Annotated in this window: 18 protein-coding genes; 17 read left to right on the plus strand and 1 reads right to left on the minus strand. The window is 65.7% G+C overall.

The window, feature by feature from the left end; all coding sequences use genetic code 11:
• The first annotated feature begins 143 nt into the window (after positions 1–143).
• The 15 genes from IPM80_17200 to IPM80_17270 all read left to right on the plus strand — a co-directional run bounded on the left by IPM80_17200 (position 144) and on the right by IPM80_17270 (position 16,867).
• Positions 144–752 carry a flagellar basal body L-ring protein FlgH gene (locus tag IPM80_17200; protein ID MBK8960095.1) on the plus strand — a complete coding sequence of 203 codons (609 nt, stop codon included), beginning with the start codon at positions 144–146 and terminating at the stop codon, positions 750–752.
• 110 nt (positions 753–862) lie between these two features.
• Entirely contained in the window at positions 863–1,960 is a 1,098-nt protein-coding gene (locus tag IPM80_17205) for a flagellar basal body P-ring protein FlgI (protein ID MBK8960096.1), read from the plus strand.
• Positions 1,961–2,109: 149 nt separating this feature from the next.
• On the plus strand, positions 2,110–3,105 hold the full coding sequence (flgJ, locus tag IPM80_17210; protein MBK8960097.1) for a flagellar assembly peptidoglycan hydrolase FlgJ: 996 nt from the start codon (positions 2,110–2,112) through the stop codon (positions 3,103–3,105).
• A gap of 1 nt (position 3,106) precedes the next feature.
• Positions 3,107–4,990, plus strand: a complete 1,884-nt coding sequence (gene flgK, locus IPM80_17215; GenBank protein MBK8960098.1) for a flagellar hook-associated protein FlgK — start codon at positions 3,107–3,109, stop codon at positions 4,988–4,990.
• Between the two features lie 5 nt (positions 4,991–4,995).
• Positions 4,996–6,198, plus strand: coding sequence for a flagellar hook-associated protein FlgL (gene flgL / locus IPM80_17220; GenBank protein ID MBK8960099.1), 1,203 nt, complete (start codon positions 4,996–4,998; stop codon positions 6,196–6,198).
• A 191-nt stretch (positions 6,199–6,389) separates the two neighbouring features.
• Positions 6,390–6,584 (plus strand): hypothetical protein, encoded by a 195-nt coding sequence (locus IPM80_17225; protein MBK8960100.1) that lies wholly within the window; start codon positions 6,390–6,392, stop codon positions 6,582–6,584.
• Positions 6,585–6,862: 278 nt separating this feature from the next.
• Positions 6,863–8,296 (plus strand): sigma-54-dependent Fis family transcriptional regulator, encoded by a 1,434-nt coding sequence (locus IPM80_17230; protein ID MBK8960101.1) that lies wholly within the window; start codon positions 6,863–6,865, stop codon positions 8,294–8,296.
• A gap of 153 nt (positions 8,297–8,449) precedes the next feature.
• Entirely contained in the window at positions 8,450–9,685 is a 1,236-nt protein-coding gene (locus IPM80_17235; protein MBK8960102.1) for a PAS domain-containing protein, read from the plus strand.
• A 4-nt stretch (positions 9,686–9,689) separates the two neighbouring features.
• Positions 9,690–11,105, plus strand: coding sequence for a sigma-54-dependent Fis family transcriptional regulator (locus tag IPM80_17240; protein ID MBK8960103.1), 1,416 nt, complete (start codon positions 9,690–9,692; stop codon positions 11,103–11,105).
• Positions 11,106–11,151: 46 nt separating this feature from the next.
• The gene (fliE, locus tag IPM80_17245) at positions 11,152–11,499 is read left to right on the plus strand and encodes a flagellar hook-basal body complex protein FliE (protein MBK8960104.1); all 348 of its coding nucleotides are present in this window, start codon (positions 11,152–11,154) and stop codon (positions 11,497–11,499) included.
• Positions 11,500–11,526: 27 nt separating this feature from the next.
• Entirely contained in the window at positions 11,527–13,302 is a 1,776-nt protein-coding gene (fliF, locus tag IPM80_17250) for a flagellar M-ring protein FliF (protein MBK8960105.1), read from the plus strand.
• A gap of 18 nt (positions 13,303–13,320) precedes the next feature.
• Entirely contained in the window at positions 13,321–14,328 is a 1,008-nt protein-coding gene (fliG, locus tag IPM80_17255; protein MBK8960106.1) for a flagellar motor switch protein FliG, read from the plus strand.
• Between the two features lie 15 nt (positions 14,329–14,343).
• Positions 14,344–15,033, plus strand: coding sequence for a flagellar assembly protein FliH (locus tag IPM80_17260; GenBank protein ID MBK8960107.1), 690 nt, complete (start codon positions 14,344–14,346; stop codon positions 15,031–15,033).
• Positions 15,030–16,409, plus strand: coding sequence for a flagellar protein export ATPase FliI (gene fliI / locus IPM80_17265; GenBank protein ID MBK8960108.1), 1,380 nt, complete (start codon positions 15,030–15,032; stop codon positions 16,407–16,409). The genes IPM80_17260 and fliI overlap by 4 nt, the downstream gene beginning before the upstream one ends.
• 23 nt (positions 16,410–16,432) lie before the next feature.
• Positions 16,433–16,867 carry a flagellar FliJ family protein gene (locus tag IPM80_17270; protein MBK8960109.1) on the plus strand — a complete coding sequence of 145 codons (435 nt, stop codon included), beginning with the start codon at positions 16,433–16,435 and terminating at the stop codon, positions 16,865–16,867.
• Between the two features lie 119 nt (positions 16,868–16,986).
• On the opposite strand, the gene IPM80_17275 is transcribed toward IPM80_17270, so the two are convergent.
• The gene (locus tag IPM80_17275; protein ID MBK8960110.1) at positions 16,987–17,955 is read right to left on the minus strand and encodes an SDR family oxidoreductase; all 969 of its coding nucleotides are present in this window, start codon (positions 17,953–17,955) and stop codon (positions 16,987–16,989) included.
• 237 nt (positions 17,956–18,192) lie between these two features.
• On the opposite strand from IPM80_17275, the gene IPM80_17280 reads away from it, so the two are divergent.
• Together IPM80_17280 and IPM80_17285 are read left to right on the plus strand one after the other, a co-directional pair.
• The gene (locus IPM80_17280) at positions 18,193–19,128 is read left to right on the plus strand and encodes a flagellar hook-length control protein FliK (protein MBK8960111.1); all 936 of its coding nucleotides are present in this window, start codon (positions 18,193–18,195) and stop codon (positions 19,126–19,128) included.
• 274 nt (positions 19,129–19,402) lie between these two features.
• Entirely contained in the window at positions 19,403–19,897 is a 495-nt protein-coding gene (locus tag IPM80_17285) for a flagellar basal body-associated FliL family protein (protein ID MBK8960112.1), read from the plus strand.
• The last annotated feature ends 31 nt before the right edge of the window (positions 19,898–19,928 follow it).

Consider the following 19,928-nt stretch of genomic DNA (forward strand, 5'->3'; position numbering starts at 1 on the left):
CCAGAGACTCGCAAGCATGATCATCAACACTTCCCTCATCAACATCCTGCGCGGCACGCTGGCCCTCGGCGTGCTGGCCTCGCTCGTGGCCTGCGATACGCCGCCGCGGCCGCGACCCCGACTACGCCGCGTCCTATCCGGCCGTGCACGCCAGCCCGGCGCAGTCGCAGGCCGCCACCGGCGCGATTTTCCAGGGCGGTTACGACGTCGCGCTGTTCGAAGACCTGAAAGCGCATCGCATCGGCGACATCCTCACCATCCGCCTGTCCGAGAGCAACCAGGCGGCGAAGTCCAACAACAACGCGGTGAGCAAGGCCGGTTCCTCGAAGATGGACAACCCGACCATCCTCGGCGCCAAGCCTGAATTCCTGTTGCCGGGCGTGCTACCGTTGGCGGCGGTCGCCGACAACTCGCTGGAGACCGATCTGTCGGCGACCAACGATTATTCCGGCAAGGCCGACTCCAAGCAGAGCAATTCCTTGAACGGCAGCATCACGGTGACGATTGCCGACGTGCTGCCCAACGGCAATCTCGTGGTGCGCGGCGAGAAGCGTCTGAATCTCAACCAGGGCAACGAGTACATCAAGATCTCGGGGCTGGTGCGGCCGGTCGACATCGGTACCGACAACTCGGTGCTGTCGACCAAGATTGCCGACGCCACCATCGTCTACAGCGGCGACGGCGCCAATGCCGACTCCAGCAAGGTCGGCTGGCTGGGACGCTTCTTCATGAGCGCGGCCTTCCCGTTCTGAGCTTGCGGTACTTGGCGCGATTCTTGATTGCCTTGGTCCTGGCGTCCAAACACAGTCAAAAACCCGGCGCCGAACGGAGCCCTACCCCCATGACAAGAATGCTGGCCACGATGCGATTTCTGATCTCCTGCCTGTGCCTGGCCGCGCTGGGCACGCCGGTGAGCGCCGAGCGCATCAAGGATCTCGCCCAGATTGCCGGCGTGCGCAGCAACCAGCTGGTCGGTTACGGCCTGGTGGTCGGTCTCGACGGCACCGGCGACCAGACCTCGCAAACGCCCTTCACCGTGCAGAGCATACGCAACATGCTCACGCAGATGGGCGTGACGGTGCCGGCCAACGTCAATCCGCAGTTGAAGAATGTCGCGGCGGTGATGGTGCACGCCGACCTGCCGCCCTTCGCCAAGCCCGGCTCCACCATCGACATCACGGTGTCCTCGATGGGCAACGCCAAGAGCCTGCGCGGCGGCAGCCTCATCATGACGCCGCTCAAGGGCGCCGATGGCAATGTCTACGCCATGGCGCAGGGCAACCTGGTGGTGGGCGGCTTCGGCGTCGAATCGAAGGATGGCTCGAGCATCACGGTCAACGTGCCGAGTGTCGGCCGCATTCCCAACGGCGCGACCGTCGAGCGCGAAGTGGCGACGCCGTTCGGCCAGGGCGACTACCTGACGCTCAACTTGCATCGCCAGGATTTCACCACCGCCACCCACATGGCGCAGGCCATCGACAAGGCCTTGGGCGCGCAATCGGCAACGGCGCTCGATGCATCCTCGGTGCGGGTGCTGGCGCCGGCCGATCCGACCCAGCGCGTGTCGTTCATGTCGCTAGTCGAAAATATCGAACTGAGTCCCGGCGACGCACCGGCCAAGGTGGTGGTCAATTCGCGCACCGGCACGGTCGTGATCGGCAACAAGGTCACGGTCACCGCCGCCGCCGTCACCCACGGCAGCCTGACGGTCACCATCAGCAACGATCCCATCGTCAGCCAGCCTGGTCCCTTGTCCGGCGGCCAGACCGCGGTGGTCGACAATCAGAACATCAGCGTCGATCAGAAGAAGAACCGCATGTTCCTGTTCAATCCCGGCGTGTCGCTGGACGACATCGTGCAGGCGGTGAACGGCGTCGGCGCGGCGCCGGGTGACCTGGTGGCCATCCTTGAAGCCTTGAAGGAAGCCGGCGCGCTGCGCGCCGAGCTCATCGTGATCTAGTTCTCACACTTGCCGCCGCGTCGCCACCGGGCGGCGCGGCCTTGCCGCCACGGTGGCAGCCCTTGCCGCCGGCGGGGGGCAAATCCCGGCAAAAGGCCCGCGATTGCGGGCCTTGTCGTGTTTGGCACTGCTTGTGCAATAAGCCAGGCATGAACAGCAAGCTCGCCATCCACGCACCCGCCATCGGCAACACGCCCGCCACCTCGGCCGGCGGTTACGTCGATTTCGCTCGCTTCAGCAACCTGCGCAGCCGTGCCCACAAGGACGAGAACGCCGCCATGCAGCAGGTCGCCGACGAGTTCGAGGCGATGTTCGCCGAGACCATGTTGAAGGCCGCGCGCGAAGCCGACATGGGCGAGGGCATGTTGAATTCCTCCGAGCTCGACACCTACCACGAGATGATGGACAGCCAGCTCGCGCAGTCGCTGGCCAAGAGCCAGGACTTCGGTTTCAACAAGATGCTCGGCCAGCAGTTCGCCGGCGCCCTGGCCGCCGCCAAGGCCAGGGAAGACAAGCAAGCCCAGGGCGGCGACCCGCTCGCGACCTTGAAGAACGGCACGCTGAGCAGCGTCGAGGCGCCGCTGCGCGGTGGCGTGGCCATGTTGCCCCAGAGCATCCGCGAAACGGCGTTCAAGAAGAACGTCGAAGTGCCGGCCGATCGTCAGTCGTTCATCAACGAACTGGCGCCCGCCGCCGCTTCGGCCGCCGGCACGCTCGGGGTCGCGCCGCGCGCGATTCTTGCCCAGGCCGCGCTCGAATCCGGCTGGGGCAAGCACGTCATCCGCATGCCCGACGGCTCGAGTTCGCACAACTATTTCGGCATCAAGGCCGGCAAGGGCTGGAGCGGTCAGACCGTCAAGGTGCCGACCACCGAATACGTCGGCGGCCGTGCCGTCACCGTCAACGCAAGCTTCCGCGCCTACCCCGATGCGGCGAGCGCGTTCCGCGATTACGTCGATTTCATCGGCAACAACCCGCGTTACCAGAAGGCGCTGGAACAGGGCGCCAATGCCGGCCAGTACGCGCGCCAGCTGGAAGCGGCGGGCTATGCCACCGACCCCAACTACGCCAACAAGATCATGGCCATCCTCTCCGGCGACGGATTCGATGGCGCCAGCTCCAACGCATTCGAAGTGAGCAACTGACATGTCCGGAGACATTTTCAACATTGGCCTCTCGGCGCTGCTGGCTTCGCAGCGTGGCCTGGCCACCACCGGTCACAACATCGCCAACGTCAACACCGCCGGCTACAGCCGCCAGCGTGTGACCTTCGAAACCCGCGAGCCGCAGTTCATCGGCGTGGGTTTCGCCGGCAAGGGTGTCGACATCCAGTCCATCACGCGCGTCGCCAATGACTTCCTGGTCGACCAGTTGCGCATCGCCACCTCCAACCAGGCACAGGCCGACAAGACCGTCGAACTCATCGACCAGGTGGACACCCAGATCGGCGACGCCTTGATTTCCAGCGGCATCCAATCGTTCTTCAATTCCATCAGCGATGCCAACAACGATCCGCGTCTCATGGCCACCCGCCAGGTGGTGGTGGAGAGCGCACGCGCGACGGTGTCGCGCTTCCAGGAACAGGAAGAACAGCTGAACGGCCTGTCGCGCAGCGTCAATCGCCAGATGAGCGGCATCGTCGAGAAGATCAACGGCCTGACCACCTCCATCGCGCGCATCAACAAGGACATCGCCTTGGGCGCCGGTCTTGCCAGCGGCGTGGTGCCGAACGACCTGCTCGACAAGCGCGATCAGCTGCTGGTCGATTTGTCCAAGTTGGTCGGTGTCAGCACCCAGCAGCGTTCCGACGGCATGGTCAACGTATTGATTGGCGACGGCCAGCTGGTGGTGACCGGCGGCAACTCGGAAGACCTGCTGGTGACCTCCAACATCCTCGATGCGTCGCGCACCGAGATCTCGTTCAATGTCGCCAACGTCGTGACCCAGGTCACGAGCTCGATCAGCGGCGGCGAGCTCGGCGCGCTGGTCGCGTTTCGCGACGGCACCTTGGAACCGGCGCGCAATTCCATCGGCCAGATGGCCGCGACCTTCGCCATGGCCATGAACGAGCAGCACCGCAAGGGCATGGACCTGCGCGGCAACCTCGGCGGTGACATGTTCACCATTCCGCCGCCGGTAGTGAAAGCGCCCGCGTCCAATACCGGCAGCATCACCGCGGCGTTCGATCTGAACAACGTCGGCGGTCTCACGAATTCGGACTACCGGCTCAACTACGACGGCACCAATTACACGCTGTACAAGTTGACCGACGGCTCGAGCCGCACGCTGACCGGTACCGGGCCGTTCAATGTCGACGGCGTGGTATTGACAGTCACGACGCCGCCTGCGGCCGGGGATTCATTCCTCATCCAGCCGACCAAGACCGTGCCGCGCGCCTTGAAATTCCTGTTGAACGACCCGGCGACGCTGGCCTTGTCGTCGCCGAACCGCAGCTCGCGCGCCAACAGCAACATCAGCGACGCGACCATTTCGCGCGCCGAGGTGCTGGACGAAACCAATGCGGCCCTGCTTACCACCACCACCCTGGTGTTCGACAATCCGCCCACCACTTACAAGGTCAACGGCGTCGGCGCCAGCATCGCCTTCACCAACGGCGCGAATATCGATTTGAACGGCTGGCGCGTGCAGATTGCCGGCAGCCCGGCGGCCGGCGACACCTTCACGGTACAGAGCAACGCCGGCGGCGTCGGCGACAACAGCAACGGCATTGCCTTGAGCAAGCTGCAGGCCGAGCCGATATTGGAAGGTGGCACCGCCACTTTGCAGGAAGTGTACGGGGTGTTGACCGGCGTGGTCGGCGCGGCCGCCTCGCAGGCCCATGTCAGCAGCCAGGCGCTCGGCACCTTGACCGAAAACGCCGCCGCCGCGCGCGATGCCATGGCCGGCGTCAACCTGGAGGAAGAAGCGGCCAACCTGCTGCGCTTCCAGCAGGCCTTCCAGGCGGCCGCGCAGGTCATCAAGGCCGCCGACCAGGCCTTCCAGGCCATCATCAACGCCACCCGAGGCTAAACGTCATGCGCGTCACCACCAATCAACTCTATAGCCAGACGCTCAATCGCATTCTCGATCTGCAGGCCAGCACGCGCGAAGCGACCAATCAGATCTCGAGCGGCAAGCGCATCACGAGGCCGGGCGACGATCCCGTCGCCGCCGGCGAAGTCATGCAGATCAAGGACCGCACCAATGCCGCCGCGCAGTTCGATCGCAACGGCGTGCAGGCCGAATCGCGCCTGACCCAGGTCGACGACGTGCTGGGCGGCGTGAGCAACATGTTGCAGCGCGTGCACGACCTGGTCCTGCAGGGCCGCAGCGAATCGATCAGCAACGCCGACCGCGATTCCATTGCCAAGGAGATCCGCGAACAGCTCGAAGTGCTGGTCGACCTCGGCAACACGCGCAACGCCTCGGGTGAGTACATCTTTGCCGGCGCCGCGGTCGGGACGCGGCCTTTCACCTCGGATGCGCTGGGCAATGTCAGCTACAACGGCGACCAGACCGTGCGCGAGCTGCAGCTGTCGGATACCCGCACCATCGCCGAGAGTTTCACCGGCCACGACGCACTGTTCGCGGTGCGCAACGGCAACGGCACCTTCATCGGCGGGCGCGTCGCCAGCAATACCGGCACCGGCCAGATCAGCGACAACACGGTGATCAACGGCGCGGCCTATGTCGCCCACGATTTCCGCATCAGCTTCACCAGCGCCACGAGCTTCGACATCATCGACGACACGCTCGGTTCCACGGTCGCCACCGCGCAGCCCTACACCGATGGCGCAGCAATCGCCTTCAATGGCTCGCTCGTGACAGTGTTCGGCGCGCCCAACGCCGGCGACCAGTTCACCGTCACGCCGAGCCAGAACCAGTCCATGTTCAAGACCCTCGGCAACATCGCCGGGGCGTTCGAGAAGGGCTATGCGAATCCGGCCGAGCAGGCCAACTTCGGCTTCGACATCGACCGCACCATCGAGGCCTTGGACCGCTCGATGGAGAAGGTCGCGGAACTGCGTGCGACCACCGGCGCGCGGCTGAACAGCATCGCCGCCCAGCGCGACGTCAACGACCAGGTCAATCTCAACCTGCAGACCCTGCGCTCCAAGCTCGAGGATGTCGACCTGGCCAAGGCCATCACCCAGCTCAGCCAGGAAAGCACCGCCTTGACGGCCGCGCAGCAAGCCTTCGTGAAGGTGCAGGGGCTGAGCTTGTTCAACTATCTGTAGGTGCGATTTCAATCGCACATCAAGAGGCGCGCCCAGGATGCGGGTCCGAACTGAATGTGCGAATGACTTCGCACCTGCGGAAGATTGCGCCGGCCAAGCCTCAAGACGCGGGCCTCGCGCGCCGCTAGCCGTCCTCGAACGGGTCGAGTGGCGCCATTGGCGATTGCCACGACCCCGCCAGAGGATTTTCCGTGGCCATCGAACCCATCAACCTGGAAGACCAGTTGTTCCTCAGGCTGCGTACGGCCACCGTGCAGCGGCTGCGCGCCGCGCACCGCGCCGATCACGGCCTGTGCGTGCTGCTCGAGCGTGAACGGGTCGCCTGCCTGCACGAACTCGGCGCCCACCGCGCGGCCGCGCACCGTCACATCCTGAGCGCCGCCTGAGGGGCGCTAGGCCACGCCTCGAGTCGGGTTCCCGACGCGCCCGTGTCGGCCGCTACCCGCAATCCCGTCACACGTAAACTTTCGTCACATTTCGCTGACCAGTGCCTGACACCGCCAGTCTCATGATCGCGGTTTCTTGACAGCGCCCCGCGCCGCGATTACAACGACCCTACCCGTTGAGGTGGGTGCCAGGAATCTGGCGCCCCCTCGTTGCCCGAACGGGGTGCCAGTGCTTCAACCACAAAACATCGCCAAGACGATGGGGGAGCCGCTCGCTCGTGAGCAGTCAGTCGCCAGTCGTGATCGTGGAGCGGGATGCCAATACCGTCCACGAACTCAAACAGATCCTCAATTACCTCGACATGAGCACCGTGGACGTGCCGCCCGAGGGCGATCTCGTCGCAGTCATGGAGACGCGCCCGGCGCCCTACATGGTGCTGCTCGGCGAATGCGGCGACCCGCGCGCCCAGAGCGAGGCGTTTCGTCGCATTAAGGCGGCTGATCCCTATACGCCACTGCTGCTCTTGAGCAGCGGCGAGGCGGCGTCGACGCCCAGCGAACTCGACCACGACGCGCTGGCGCGGGTGCGCCTGCCGCTGCGGCAGAGCGAATTCGAAGCCGCGCTGCAGAAGGTCAAGACCTACCGCGAGAACCGTCACCAGGAAGGTTCGCCGCGTTCCCTGGAGCTGTTCCGCAGCCTGGTCGGTTCCAGCACCGGCATCCAGCGTGTACGCAACATGATCGAAATGGTCGCGCGCAGCGACGCCAACGTGCTGATCGTGGGCGAGTCCGGCACCGGCAAGGAGGTCGTGGCGCGCCATGTGCACCATCATTCCAACCGTCGCAGCAAGCCCTTCGTGCCCTTGAACTGTGGCGCGATTCCGCCCGATCTTCTCGAAAGCGAGCTGTTCGGCCACGAGAAGGGCGCTTTCACCGGCGCCATCGCCAGCCGCCAGGGCCGTTTCGAGATGGCCGACGGCGGCACGCTGTTCCTCGATGAAATCGGCGACATGAGCCTGTCCATGCAGGTCAAGCTGTTGCGCGTCCTGCAGGAGCGCACTTTCGAGCGGGTCGGCAGCAACAAGAGCCATTCGGTGAACGTGCGCATCATCGCCGCCACCCATGTGAACCTCGACCAGGCGATTCGCGAGGGGCGTTTTCGCGAGGATTTGTTCTATCGCCTCAACGTGTTCCCGATCGAGACGCCGCCGCTCAGGGCGCGTACCGAAGACCTGCCGCTGCTGGTCAATGATCTCGTCGAACGACTCGATCACGAGGGGCGTGGCACCATACGACTGACCCAGTCCTGCATCGATTCGCTGACCGAATACAACTGGCCGGGCAACGTGCGGGAGCTCGCCAACCTTGTCGAGCGGCTGTCGATTCTCTATCCCAACGGCGTGGTGGACGTGCACGACCTGCCGGAAAAATACCGCTCGGCGCAGGTGGTGGCGCGCGCGCCGACCAAGCCCGACAGCCTGCCGCAAGGCGGCGGCGATGTGCCTCCGCCGGCCGCGCTGGCCAATCCGCGCCTGCCGCGCGCCGGTATCGATTTGAAGGAACACCTGACGGTCATCGAGCGCGATCTCATCCTGCAGGCGCTGGAGGAAACCGACTGGGTGGTCGCCCATGCCGCCAAGAAGCTGTGCATGGGGCGCACGACGCTGGTCGAGAAAATGCGCAAATTCGACCTGGTGCGCGAGGGCATCTGACGGGTCCTTGACGCTCGGGCCCGGGTTCAAGCCCGGTGTTTTTTATCAAGTCACGGTTTTAAAAGGATAAAAAAACCGTGGCACGGTCCTTGCTCAAAGCCTTGCACGTGACCGCAGCATTGACGCTGTGGACTCGAACAAGCACCAACGAGCATGACGACCGCAGCCATCACCAACGCCGAGCAGCTATGTGAAGCCTTCGCCGAGTTCGAAGACGCCTCGCGTGAACTGTCGTCGTTCTATACCCACCTCGAGGAAAAGGTCAGCGAGCTGACCGCCGAACTGCAGGTGTCGCGCGCCGGCCAGGCCCGCGAACTGGAAGAGAAGCAGCGCCTTGCCGCGCGTCTCAACAACCTGCTCGACGCCCTGCCGGGCGGCGTGGTGGTGCTGGACCAGCGCGGCCTCGTGCAGGAATTCAATCCCGCCGCCAGCGAGCTGTTGGGCGACATCGCCCGCGGTGACGCCTGGCACAGCATCGTGGCGCGCGCCTTCGCGCCGCGCTGGGACGATGGCCACGACCTGTCGCTGGCCGACGGCCGCCGCGTCAATATCGCGACGCAGGCGCTGTCCGGCGAGCCCGGCCAGATCCTGCTCATCAAGGACGTCACCGAAACCCGCCTGCTGCAGGACCAGCTGGCCCATCACAAGCGCCTGTCGGCCAAGACCGAGATGGCGGCTGCGATGGCTCACCAGATCCGTACGCCCTTGGCGGCCGCGCTGCTCAACGTCGGCAACCTGCGCCGCGCGCGCAGCGATGCCGACCGCGAGCGGGTGCTGGAGCGCGGGCTGCAATCGCTGCGCAAGCTTGAGCGCCTGGTCGACGAGATGCTGTTGTTCGCGCGTGGCGGCCAGTTGGCGGTCGAACCGGTGCACGGGCGCGATCTGCTGGCCGGCATCGAGAGCGCCGCTCGCGAGGCCTTCAGCATCACAGGCTTCGAACTCGAGTTCGCCCCGTTCAACGACGAAGGCCGGGTCTACGTCAACACCTCGGCCCTCACCAGCGTGTGTCTGAACCTCATCGACAACGCCTGCCATGCGTGCCGCGCCCAGGGCCGCATGACCGTCACGGCGGGCGTGGTGGAAGGGCGCCTGGTGCTGGCCTTCCAGGACAATGGCCCGGGCATCGCGGCGGAGCAGGCGGCGCGCATCTTCGAACCGTTCTTCACCACGCGCTCCAACGGCACGGGCCTCGGCCTCGCGGTGGCGCGCGCCGTGACCCAGGCCCATGGCGGCGAGTTGACCCTGGTCAGCGCCCCCGGCCAGGGCGCCTGTTTTCTCATGACCTTGCCGCTCATCGCGGCGCACGCGGCACAACAAGATTCCCCAGCAACCCGAGAGACGCACGCGGTCGCCGCTTTCGAGCCGGCCGGCCTGCGTCAGGCAGGATGATCCCATGACCCGTCACGCCACCCAGATCCTGATCGTCGAAGACGACCACTCACTGCGCGAAGCGCTGCTCGACACCGCATCGTTCGCGGGCCTCGACGCCACCGGCGCCGCCGACGGCACGGCCGCCCTGGAACTCCTGGCCGAAGAACATTTCGACCTCGTGATCAGCGACATCCAGATGGAGCCGATGGACGGTCACACGCTGTTGCGCGAGATCCGCAGCCGCTATCGCGACCTGCCGGTGGTGTTGATGACGGCCTACGAATCAATCCAGAGCGCGGTCAGCGCGCTGCGCGAAGGCGCCACCGATTACCTCGTCAAGCCGTTCGAAGCGGAAGTGCTGGTGGCGCGCATCGGTGACTGGCTGCCGCCGGCGCCGGCGCCGCTGGAAGACGACGTGGTGGCAGTCGACCCGGTCAGCCGCCGCGTGTTCGAACTGGCGCGTCGCGTCGCCCAGTCCGACGCCTCGGTGATGATCACCGGCGAGTCCGGGGTCGGCAAGGAGATCGTGTTCCGCACCATACATCGTCACTCGCAGCGCGCGACGCAGGCGCCGGTCGCGATCAACTGCGCGGCGATTCCGGACAACATGCTCGAGGCGGTGCTGTTCGGATACGACAAGGGCGCCTTCACCGGCGCCTACAAGGCCAGCCCCGGCAAGTTCGAACAGGCCCAGGACTCGACCTTGCTGCTCGACGAAATCTCCGAGATGCCGCTCGCGCTGCAGGCCAAGCTGCTGCGCGTGCTGCAGGAACGCCAGGTCGAGCGCCTGGGTTCGAACAAGGTCATCGATCTCGATGTACGCATCGTCGCCACCACCAACCGCGATCTGCGTCGCGAAGTGGAAGCGGGGCGTTTCCGTGAAGACCTCTACTACCGTCTGAACGTCATGCCGATCAACGTGCCGCCGCTGCGTCAGCGTCGCGAGGACATCGTGCCGCTGGCCAAGGCCTTGCTGGCGCGCGCCGCGGCGCGCAGCCAACAGGCGGTGCCGGCCATCAACGGCGCCGCCTGCGAACGCCTCATGGCGCACCACTGGCCGGGCAACATCCGCGAACTCGACAACGTCATGCAGCGCGCGCTGATCCTGCACCAGGGCGAGGGCATCAACCTCGATGATCTCGTGTTCGAACAGATGACGCCGGCGGTGTCGTCCACGCTCGGGGCCGGTGTCAGCGTCAGCGAAGCGCCGCGCGCGGTGTCGTTTGCCGACGAGGACGACGACGATGACGATGCATGCGGCGCCGATTCGCTGGGCGGCGACCTCAAGGATCACGAACGCCGTCTGATCCTGAACGCCCTGGAAGAAGGCCGCGGCAGCCGCAAGTTCGCGGCCGAGAGACTCGGCATCAGCCCGCGCACCTTGCGCTACAAGCTGGCCCGCCTGCGTGACGCCGGCGTCGCGGTGCCGGGCGTCTGAAGTCGTCAGCCTTATCCACGCACACTGACCAGTCACGGACACAGCCATGAACAACACCATCGACGCCCAGGCGGTTCTCGCGCAGATGCGCGCCCTGACCGCGCAGGCACGCGGTCTCGACATGCCGCGCGCCGCCAATGCCGTCAACCCGATGGGCGGCGCCACGCCGCCGGTGTCGTTCGGCGACGTCATGAAGAATGCGCTCGACTTCGTCAATGACAACCAGGTCAAGGCCGCGCAGTTGTCCGACAAGTTCGAGCGCGGCGACAAGAGCGTCGACGTCGCGCAGGTGATGGTCGCCCTCCAGAAAGCCAACCTGTCCTTCCAGGCCGCAACCCAGGTGCGCAACAAACTGGTGTCGGCCTACCAGGACATCATGAACATGCCGCTCTAAGAACACGCTACCCAGTGAGTCAAGACCATGGCTGAAGCTGCCACATTCAACGCCCAGGCATCCTTGATGCTGCTGTTACGCCAGGTCGGTGTACTGGTGGGACTGGCGGCGGCGGTGGCGCTGGGTCTGTACGTCGCGCTGTGGGCGCGCCAGCCGGAATACTCGGTGCTGTTTTCCGATCTGCAGGACCGCGATCTCAACCAGGTCATAGAGCAGCTGACCAGCAACAACATCCCCTATCGCATGGACCCCAACGGCGGCACGGTGCTGGTGCCCGCCGACAATCTCATGAACGCACGCATGAAGCTGGCCGGCGCCGGTCTTGCGCCGACCAGCAGCAGCAAGGGCGCCGGCTTCGAGGCCATGAACAGCGAGCAGCCGTTCGGCACCAGCCAGTTCCTCGAACAGGCGCGTTACCAGCACGCCATCGAAGGCGAACTGTCGCGCTCGATTTCGCACATCACCAACGTGCGCTCGGCGCGCGTGCACATCGCCATGCCCAAGCAGTCGGCGTTCGCGCGCACCAAGCGCGACCCCAGCGCGTCGGTGATAGTCGATCTCTACAACGGCCGTCAGCTCGAACGTCACCAGGTCGCGGCGATTGCGCAGATGGTGTCGGCGGCGGTGGCGGGCATGCCGGTCAACCAGGTGACGGTTGTCGACCAGCGCGGCAACCTGCTGACCGACAACGCCGACCAGAACGACAGCCTGGTGGTGTCGGCCAAGCGCTTCGAGTACACGCGCAACCTCGAGCAGTCCTATATCGATCGCGTCGAAGCGATCCTGTCGCCCCTGGTCGGGCCCGATGGCGTGCGCGCCGAAGTGACGGCCGATCTCGATTTCACCGAGAGCCAGCAGTCGAAGGAAACCTACAACCCCGACATGGCGGCGGTGCGCAGCGAATCGAGCACCGAGGAAGAGCGCAGCGGCGACGCTGCCAACGGCGTGCCGGGCGCGCTCAGCAACCAGCCGCCGGCCGCCGCCTCGGCGCCGGAGCAGACCGCCAACGCCGATCCGAACGCGCAGGGCGCGCCCGGCGCCAAGGGTGCGGCGAGCTCGGCCACGGCCTCGGTCAACAAGCGCAGCCAGAAGACCAAGAACTACGAAGTCGACCGCAACGTGGTGGTGGAGAAGAACAGCGTCGGCAGCATCAAGCGCCTGTCGGTGGCGGTGGTGGTGCGTGCGCCGACGCCGGCCGCGGCGCCCGCCACGCCGGCCGAAGGCGACGCGGCCGCCGAGGGCGACAAGAAAGAGGGCGATGCCGCGGCCGCCGCCACGCCGCCCGCGCCGGCCGCGCTCAGCGAGGCCGAAATCGAGCGCATGACCAATCTCGTCAAGCTCGCCATCGGCTTCGATGCCGCGCGCGGCGACTCGGTCACCATCACCAGCGCCGAGTTCCAGGCGCCGCCGGCCGCCGAGCCCTTGCCGGAACTGCCGATCTGGCAGCAGCCCTGGGTGTGGAATGTCGGCAAGCAGGTGGCCGGTGGCCTGTTCGTGCTGTTCGTGCTGTTCGGCGTCATTCGCCCGACCGTGAAATCGCTGATGACCAAGCCGCTGACGGTGGCCGGCAGCAGCGGCGAAATGGCGGCGCTCGAAGGCGGCATGGGCGCCAATGGCCTGCCGGCGCTGGCCGGCCCGGCCGGCATGGATGCCCAGATGGCGCTGCCCAACCAGCGCCACGATGGGCAGCCGCTGCTGGCGTCATCCGAAATCGATCCGAACATCGACAGCGTCAAACAGTTCGTCAGCAATGACCCGCGCGTCGCCGCGCAGGTCATCAAGGGCTGGGTTGGCGGCGAATAAGACCTCGCGGGAATCATCATGGCAGACGCACCAGCACAACTCGACGGCGCGCAGAAGGCCGCCATCTTCCTGATGTCGATCGGCGAAGGGCCGGCGGCCGAGATCATGAAATACCTCGGCCCGCGCGAAGTGCAGAAGATCGGCGTGGCCATGACCAGTCTCGACGTGGTGTCGCCGACCAACGTCAGCACCGCCATCGGTGAATTCATCGAACTGGTGCGCTCGCACACCGGCATCGGCATCGGCAACGAGGAATACATCCGCTCGGTGCTGACCAACGCGCTGGGCGAGGAGAAAGCCTCCAGCATGATCGACCGCATCCTGCTCGGCGGCCACACCAAGGGCCTCGAATCCCTGAAGTGGATGGACCCACGCGCGATCGTCGAACTGGTGCGCTTCGAGCATCCGCAGATCATCGCCATCGTGCTGTCCTATCTCGATTCCGACCAGTCGGCCGAGGTGCTGTCGCTGTTGCCGGAAAACACCCGCTCGGATCTCCTGATGCGCATCGCCACCATGGACGGCATTCAACCGGCCGCCATGAAGGAACTGAACGAGATGCTCGAGCTGCAGCTGCGCGGCGGCGCCGGCGGCCAGCAGTCGTCGCTCGGCGGCATCAAGTGCGCGGCCGAGATTCTCAACTTCGTCGACCGCAGCATCGAAGCGAAGATCAACGAGCAGATCACCGAGGCCGACGCCGATCTCGCCACCAAGATCCAGGACTTGATGTTCACCTTCGAGAACATCGCCGACATCGACGACCGCGGCATCCAGGCGCTGCTGCGCGAAGTGTCGACCGACAACCTGGTGCTGGCCATGAAGGGCTGCGACGACACCATCAAGGACAAGATCTTCAAGAACATGTCGAGCCGCGCGGCGGAAATGCTGCGCGAGGACCTCGAATCCAAGGGCCCGGTCAAGCTCTCGGAAGTCGAGGGCGCGCAGAAGGAAATTCTCGGTATCGCCCGCCGCCTGGCCGACGAAGGCACGATCAGCCTGGGCGGATCCGGCGAGCAGATGGTGTAAGGGAGGACGACGAACATGCACAGCGCCGAAGCCGTCGCGAGCGACCAGTCAGTCAACATGGCCGAGGGCTTCGGCCCGGGCGACGGTGTCGTCACGCCCTACGAACTGCCGGACATCGAACAGATCCTGGTGCGTAACGGCGCCAACGGCGCGGGCGTGGTCACCGCCCGCGAACTGGAGAGCATCCACAAGCAGGCCTATGCGGAAGGCTTTGAAAGCGGTACCGCCGAAGGCTATGCCGATGGCCAGAGTCGCGCCGCCGCCGACATCCAGGCGCGCTGCGACATTCTCGACGATCTCACCGCGCAACTGGTCGCGCCGCTCGCGAGGCTCGATGAAGAGATGGTCAATTCGGTCGCCGAACTGGCGCTCTTGATCGCGCGCCACCTGGTGCGTCGCGAACTGAAGACCGCGCCGGGCGAAGTGATAGGCGTGGTGCGCGAGACCATGCGCCTGTTGCCGATCGCGAGTCGCGGCACGACCCTGCACCTCAATCCCGATGACGCCGAACTGGTGCGCTCGGCGCTGTCCATCGACACCGACGGCATCAGCTGGCGCGTGGAAGCCGACCCGCTGATTTCGCGCGGCGGCTGCATCGTCGAGACCGAGACCTCGCGCATCGACGCCACCGTCGAATCGCGCATCGCCGCCATCGCTTCGAAGATGTTCGGCGGTGAACGCGAAAGCGATCGGGGCGCGGCATGAACGCCAACCTTGCGCCATGGCTGAATTCTTCACCCAGCAGCCGCTGGTGCGCGGATCTCGTGCCCTATTTCGAACGCCTGGCCGAGCCGCCGGCGGTGGCGGTGGAAGGCAAGCTGTCGCGCATGGTCGGCCTGACCCTGGAGGCGGTGGGCTGCCAGGCCGCGATCGGCGATCGCTGCCGCGTCTACAACCCTGGTGGCGTCGACGTCGACGCCGAAGTGGTGGGCTTTTCCGGTGAGCGCCTGTTCCTCATGCCGACCGGTATCCCACGTGGCCTGTCGCCCAATGCGCGGGTCATCCCGCTCGGCGGCGCCGGCGACGTGGCGGTGGGCGAGGCCTTGCTCGGCCGCGTGCTGGACGGTTCCGGCCGGCCACTGGACAACCGCGGACCGCTGCATTTGAGCGAGCGCCGGCCGCTATACGGAGAGATGATCAATCCTCTGCAACGCGCCGTGATCAGTGAGCCGCTGGACGTCGGTGTGCGCTCCATCAATGCCTTGCTGACGGTCGGCCGCGGCCAGCGCATCGGCCTGTTCGCGCCGTCCGGTGTCGGTAAATCAGTGTTGCTCGGCATGATGACGCGCTTCACCGACGCCGACGTGATCGTGGTCGGGCTCATCGGTGAGCGCGGCCGTGAAGTGAAGGAATTCATCGAAGAGATCCTCGGCGAAGCCGGCATGGCGCGCGCGGTGGTGGTGGCGACGCCGGCCGACAACCCGCCGCTCATGCGCATGCACGGCGCCGCCATGGCCACCAGCATCGCCGAATACTTCCGTGACACCGGCAGGCACGTGCTGCTGCTGATGGATTCCCTGACGCGCTATGCGCAGGCCAATCGCGAGATCGCGCTCACCATCGGCGAACCGCCCGCCACGCGCGGCTTTCCGCCGTCGGTGTTCGCGCGCCTGCCGCAGCTGGTCGAACGCGCCGGCATGGGCGTCGGTGGCCGCGGTTCGATCACGGCCTTCTACACGGTCCTGACCGAGGCCGACGATCCCAACGACCCGGTGGCCGATTCGGCGCGCGCCATTCTCGATGGCCACATCGTGCTGTCGCGACGCCTGGCCGAGCGCGGCCTGTACCCGGCCATCGACATCGAGGCGTCCATCAGCCGCGTGATGTCGCAGGTGGTCGGCGACCGCCAGTTGAAATACGCGCGCGCCCTCAAGCATTTCTATTCGCTGTACGAACAGAACGCGGATCTCTTCAACGTCGGCGCCTACCAGCGCGGCGCCAATCCCGAACTCGACAGCGCGGTGGCCATGCGTCCGCAGATCCTCGAGTTCCTGGGCCAGGATCGGCGCGCGGCGGTCAATTTCAACGACGCCGTGTCGGCCCTCGCCACCGTCACCGGCGGCGACATCCTCGACAGCTGAACTCTCAAGCAAGGTAGCCCGCCATGACCCGCAGCCAACGCATGAAGCGCATCGTGACCTTGAACGAGATGCAGAAATCGGTGGCGTCGCAAAAGCTCGCGAGCACCCGTGGGCGTCATGATGGCAATCTGAAAAAGCTCGAGGAATTTCGCCGTTATCGCCTGGAATACGCGCGCGCCCTGCAGAACCCTGGCCAGGCCATGAGCGCGGCGGCGGCACGCGATACGCGCGTGTTCCTGGGCCAGCTCGAACGCACCATCACCGCCCTCGAGCAGATGGTCACGCGCTCCGAGCGCGAGTGCGCGGACGACCTCGCCGCCTGGAAGCGCGAGGCGCAGCGCGCCAACGTGTTGGTGGATATTCTCGACCGCTGCACGCGCAACGAAGAATCCGACCGCGAAGGGCGGCTGCAGCGTGAGATTGATGACCGGCGGGTGGAACTCGCCGGTATGGATTGAAACGACGGTTTCTTCCGTAGGTGCGAATTTATTCGCACATTTAAAGGGCTGCCAATGCCTCACTTCGGGACAGATGCGAATAAGTCTGACCCACAAATCCAGCACCGCCGATCCCCCCTTCAGCGTTTCAAGCGCTCATCGAAATACGCAATCGTCTTCGCCAAACCGTCGCGCAACTTCACGCTTGGTTCCCACCCGAGCTGGGTGCGCGCACGCGTGATATCCGGCTGGCGCTGGCGCGGATCGTCGGTGGGCAGCGGCTGGAAGCTTATCTTGCTCTTCGAACCGACCATCTCCACCACCAGCTCGGCGAGCTGGCGAATGGTGAATTCGTCGGGATTGCCGATGTTGATCGGGCCTGTCACTTCCGGCGCGCTGTCCATGAGCTTGACGAGGCCGGCGATGAGATCGTCCACATAGCAGAACGAACGGGTCTGCGAGCCATCGCCGTAGAGCGTGATGTCCTGGTTGGCGAGGGCCTGCACGATGAAGTTGGACACCACGCGGCCATCGTTGGGATGCATGCGCGGGCCATAGGTGTTGAAGATGCGCGCCACCTTGATGGCCAGGCCGTGCTGGCGGTGGTAGTCGAAGAACAGGGTTTCGGCACAGCGTTTGCCTTCGTCGTAGCAGGCGCGCGGGCCGATGGGATTGGTGTGACCCCAGTAGTCCTCGGTCTGCGGATGGATTTCGGGGTCGCCGTAGACCTCGCTGGTCGAGGCCTGCAGGATGCGCGCCTTGATGCGCTTGGCCAGGCCCAGCATGTTGATGGCGCCGTGCACGCTGGTCTTGGTGGTCTGCACCGGGTCGAACTGGTAGTGGATGGGCGACGCCGGGCAGGCGAGGTTGTAGATCTCGTCGGCCTCGATATAGAGCGGGAAGGTGATGTCATGCCGCAGCAGCTCGAACATCGGGTTGTCCAGCAGATGCACGACGTTGTCCTTGGCGCCGGTGTAGAAATTGTCCACGCACAGCACATCGTCGCCGCGCGCCAGCAGCGCCTCGCACAGGTGGGAGCCTAAGAAACCGGCGCCGCCGGTGACCAGAACGCGACGACGCGTTCCCTGAGTGCGGTTGGAAATATGCATGCGAACGGCCCCTCCCAGGCTTTGTGCGCGGCGCGTGCCATTGTGACATGGGCTGGCCGCGACTCGGCGGCGTTGTGGCACGGGCTTTGCTGATATCGGCTCGAGAACATTGGTCCTGAGGTCTTGGAGAACGACATGCCCGCCATCGACGCCGCCCTGCCCGCCGCCCCGACGCCCACGCCTGGCGCCGCGGCCGAATCACGACCCATGGCCCAAAACGCTGTCAAACCAGCGAAAATGGCCAACGGTGACAGCCAGGCCAGCGATGCATTCATTGCTGCCCTGCTGGCCCAGAGCACCGCGCAGATGATCACCCCCGAGCAGCCTGCCGCGGCCGGCGAAGCGGGGACGGCGCTCGTCACGGGACAGGAATTGCCGACCTTGCGGCCAGCACTTGCCGCCACCCCGGCCGTGCGCCGTCCGGCGGCGCCCCTGGCTCCCGATTCCGCACCAACCATGGCGGCGGCGGCGGAAGGCGGCGCACAGGATGAATTCGCGACGGCTTTTGTCGCCCTGCAGGACGCCATGACCGGCGGCGCGGGGGGCGAGCGCGGCAAGGACAGCGGCCCGGCCAGTGCCGGCGATGACGCAGTCACCGCCACCGCCCTGCTGTCGGATCCGAATGCGTCGACGCTCACCACGCCGGCACGGGGCGAGACCGAAGCCAGCCGCGCACTCGATGCCCTCGGCGGTGCGCACGCCGCGCGCATTCACGAGGCGCCGGCGCCGGCCCAGGCCTATGCCGCCAAGCCCGCGCCCTTGCCCATGGACCAGCCGGCGCTGTTCGCCGAACGTTTGAACCAGCACATCTCCTTCATGATTGGCGACCAGGTGCAGAGCGCCCAGATCGCCGTCACGCCGGCCGACCTCGGGCCGGTGGAAGTGCGCGTGACGATGGTCGGCGACGAGGCCAAGATCCAGCTGTCCGCCACCCATGCCGCGACCCGCGAAGCTTTGAACGAAGCCTTGCCGCGCTTGCGCGCGTCGTTCGCCGAGGCTGGCATTTCCCTGTCCCAGGCCGGCGTGTTCGCGCAGATGCCCGAACGCCAGCAGGCCGATCCGTCGTACACCGCCCAGGCCCGTGGCCAGGACGGCGATTTCGATATCGCGTCGGCGGCGCCGGTGGCCGGCAGCCGCAGCCTCAAGGTAGGCCTCATCGACGCGTTCGTGTAGCCACGAGGCGGCCGTCAAGAACTTGTCGGCCAGCGCCACCGCGCTACTCCGACTCGCGTCATAAACACGTGGCCGCGCCGCCCGGCGCGACCCGCCACGCCTCCCCAGGTCCTCCGTTGGCTCGGGCCGGCGCCGCGTCCATCGACGGCGTCCTTTTTGAATTCATGCGCTTAGCGCCCACGCCGGCGCGCGCTCCGGGAACCGGAACGGGTTCGCACCTGGTGGCATGACGATTGCACCAGGGCCTACACGAATTCGACTCCAGGAGCTAAACATGTCTCAAGCAGCAGCTGCAGCCTCGGCGCCCGCCGGCGGCAACAAGAAACTCATCATCATTGCCGCGACCGTGGTGTTGCTGGCTGCCATCGGCGGTGGCGTGGCGGTGATGCTGAAGGGCGGCGACAAGAAGGCCGAGGCGGCCGAGCACGCCGAGAAGGAAGTCGTGCACGAGCCGGTCTACATCGATATCAAGCCCGAGTTCGTCATCAATTTCGCCAACAAGGCCGGCCACTCCAAGTATCTCAAGTGCGAACTCTCGGTGGTGACCAAGGACCCCGAGATCGAGAAGGCCGTCGAGAAGCACCTGCCGGCCATCCGCAATGCGCTGGTGCTGCTGCTGTCGCGCCAGATCTATGAAGAGCTCATGCCCAACGAAGGCAAGGAAAAGCTGCGCGCCGACGCGTTGGCGGCGGTGCAAGAGGTGTTGAAGGCCCAGACCGGCAAGCCCGGTATCGAGGACCTCTTCTTCTCGAACTTCGTGATGCATTGATTTCCTGAGCACGCAGCACCGGACCCACCGT

It is taken from the genome of Pseudomonadota bacterium (assembly GCA_016719885.1).
Classification (GTDB): Bacteria; Pseudomonadota; Gammaproteobacteria.

Excerpts from the sequence above, each read along its gene's own strand:
- flgK (MBK8960098.1), top strand. The coding sequence starts at position 3,107 with ATGTCCGGAGACATTTTCAACATTGGCCTCTCGGCGCTGCTGGCTTCG.
- IPM80_17240 (MBK8960103.1), top strand. The coding sequence starts at position 9,690 with ATGACCCGTCACGCCACCCAGATCCTGATCGTCGAAGACGACCACTCA.
- IPM80_17285 (MBK8960112.1), top strand. The coding sequence starts at position 19,403 with ATGTCTCAAGCAGCAGCTGCAGCCTCGGCGCCCGCCGGCGGCAACAAG.
- fliE (MBK8960104.1), top strand. The coding sequence starts at position 11,152 with ATGAACAACACCATCGACGCCCAGGCGGTTCTCGCGCAGATGCGCGCC.
- flgJ (MBK8960097.1), top strand. The coding sequence starts at position 2,110 with ATGAACAGCAAGCTCGCCATCCACGCACCCGCCATCGGCAACACGCCC.
- IPM80_17260 (MBK8960107.1), top strand. The coding sequence starts at position 14,344 with ATGCACAGCGCCGAAGCCGTCGCGAGCGACCAGTCAGTCAACATGGCC.
- IPM80_17270 (MBK8960109.1), top strand. The coding sequence starts at position 16,433 with ATGACCCGCAGCCAACGCATGAAGCGCATCGTGACCTTGAACGAGATG.
- fliI (MBK8960108.1), top strand. The coding sequence starts at position 15,030 with ATGAACGCCAACCTTGCGCCATGGCTGAATTCTTCACCCAGCAGCCGC.
- IPM80_17235 (MBK8960102.1), top strand. The coding sequence starts at position 8,450 with ATGACGACCGCAGCCATCACCAACGCCGAGCAGCTATGTGAAGCCTTC.
- fliG (MBK8960106.1), top strand. The coding sequence starts at position 13,321 with ATGGCAGACGCACCAGCACAACTCGACGGCGCGCAGAAGGCCGCCATC.
- flgL (MBK8960099.1), top strand. The coding sequence starts at position 4,996 with ATGCGCGTCACCACCAATCAACTCTATAGCCAGACGCTCAATCGCATT.
- fliF (MBK8960105.1), top strand. The coding sequence starts at position 11,527 with ATGGCTGAAGCTGCCACATTCAACGCCCAGGCATCCTTGATGCTGCTG.
- IPM80_17275 (MBK8960110.1), bottom strand. The coding sequence starts at position 17,955 with ATGCATATTTCCAACCGCACTCAGGGAACGCGTCGTCGCGTTCTGGTC.
- IPM80_17280 (MBK8960111.1), top strand. The coding sequence starts at position 18,193 with ATGGCCAACGGTGACAGCCAGGCCAGCGATGCATTCATTGCTGCCCTG.
- IPM80_17205 (MBK8960096.1), top strand. The coding sequence starts at position 863 with ATGCGATTTCTGATCTCCTGCCTGTGCCTGGCCGCGCTGGGCACGCCG.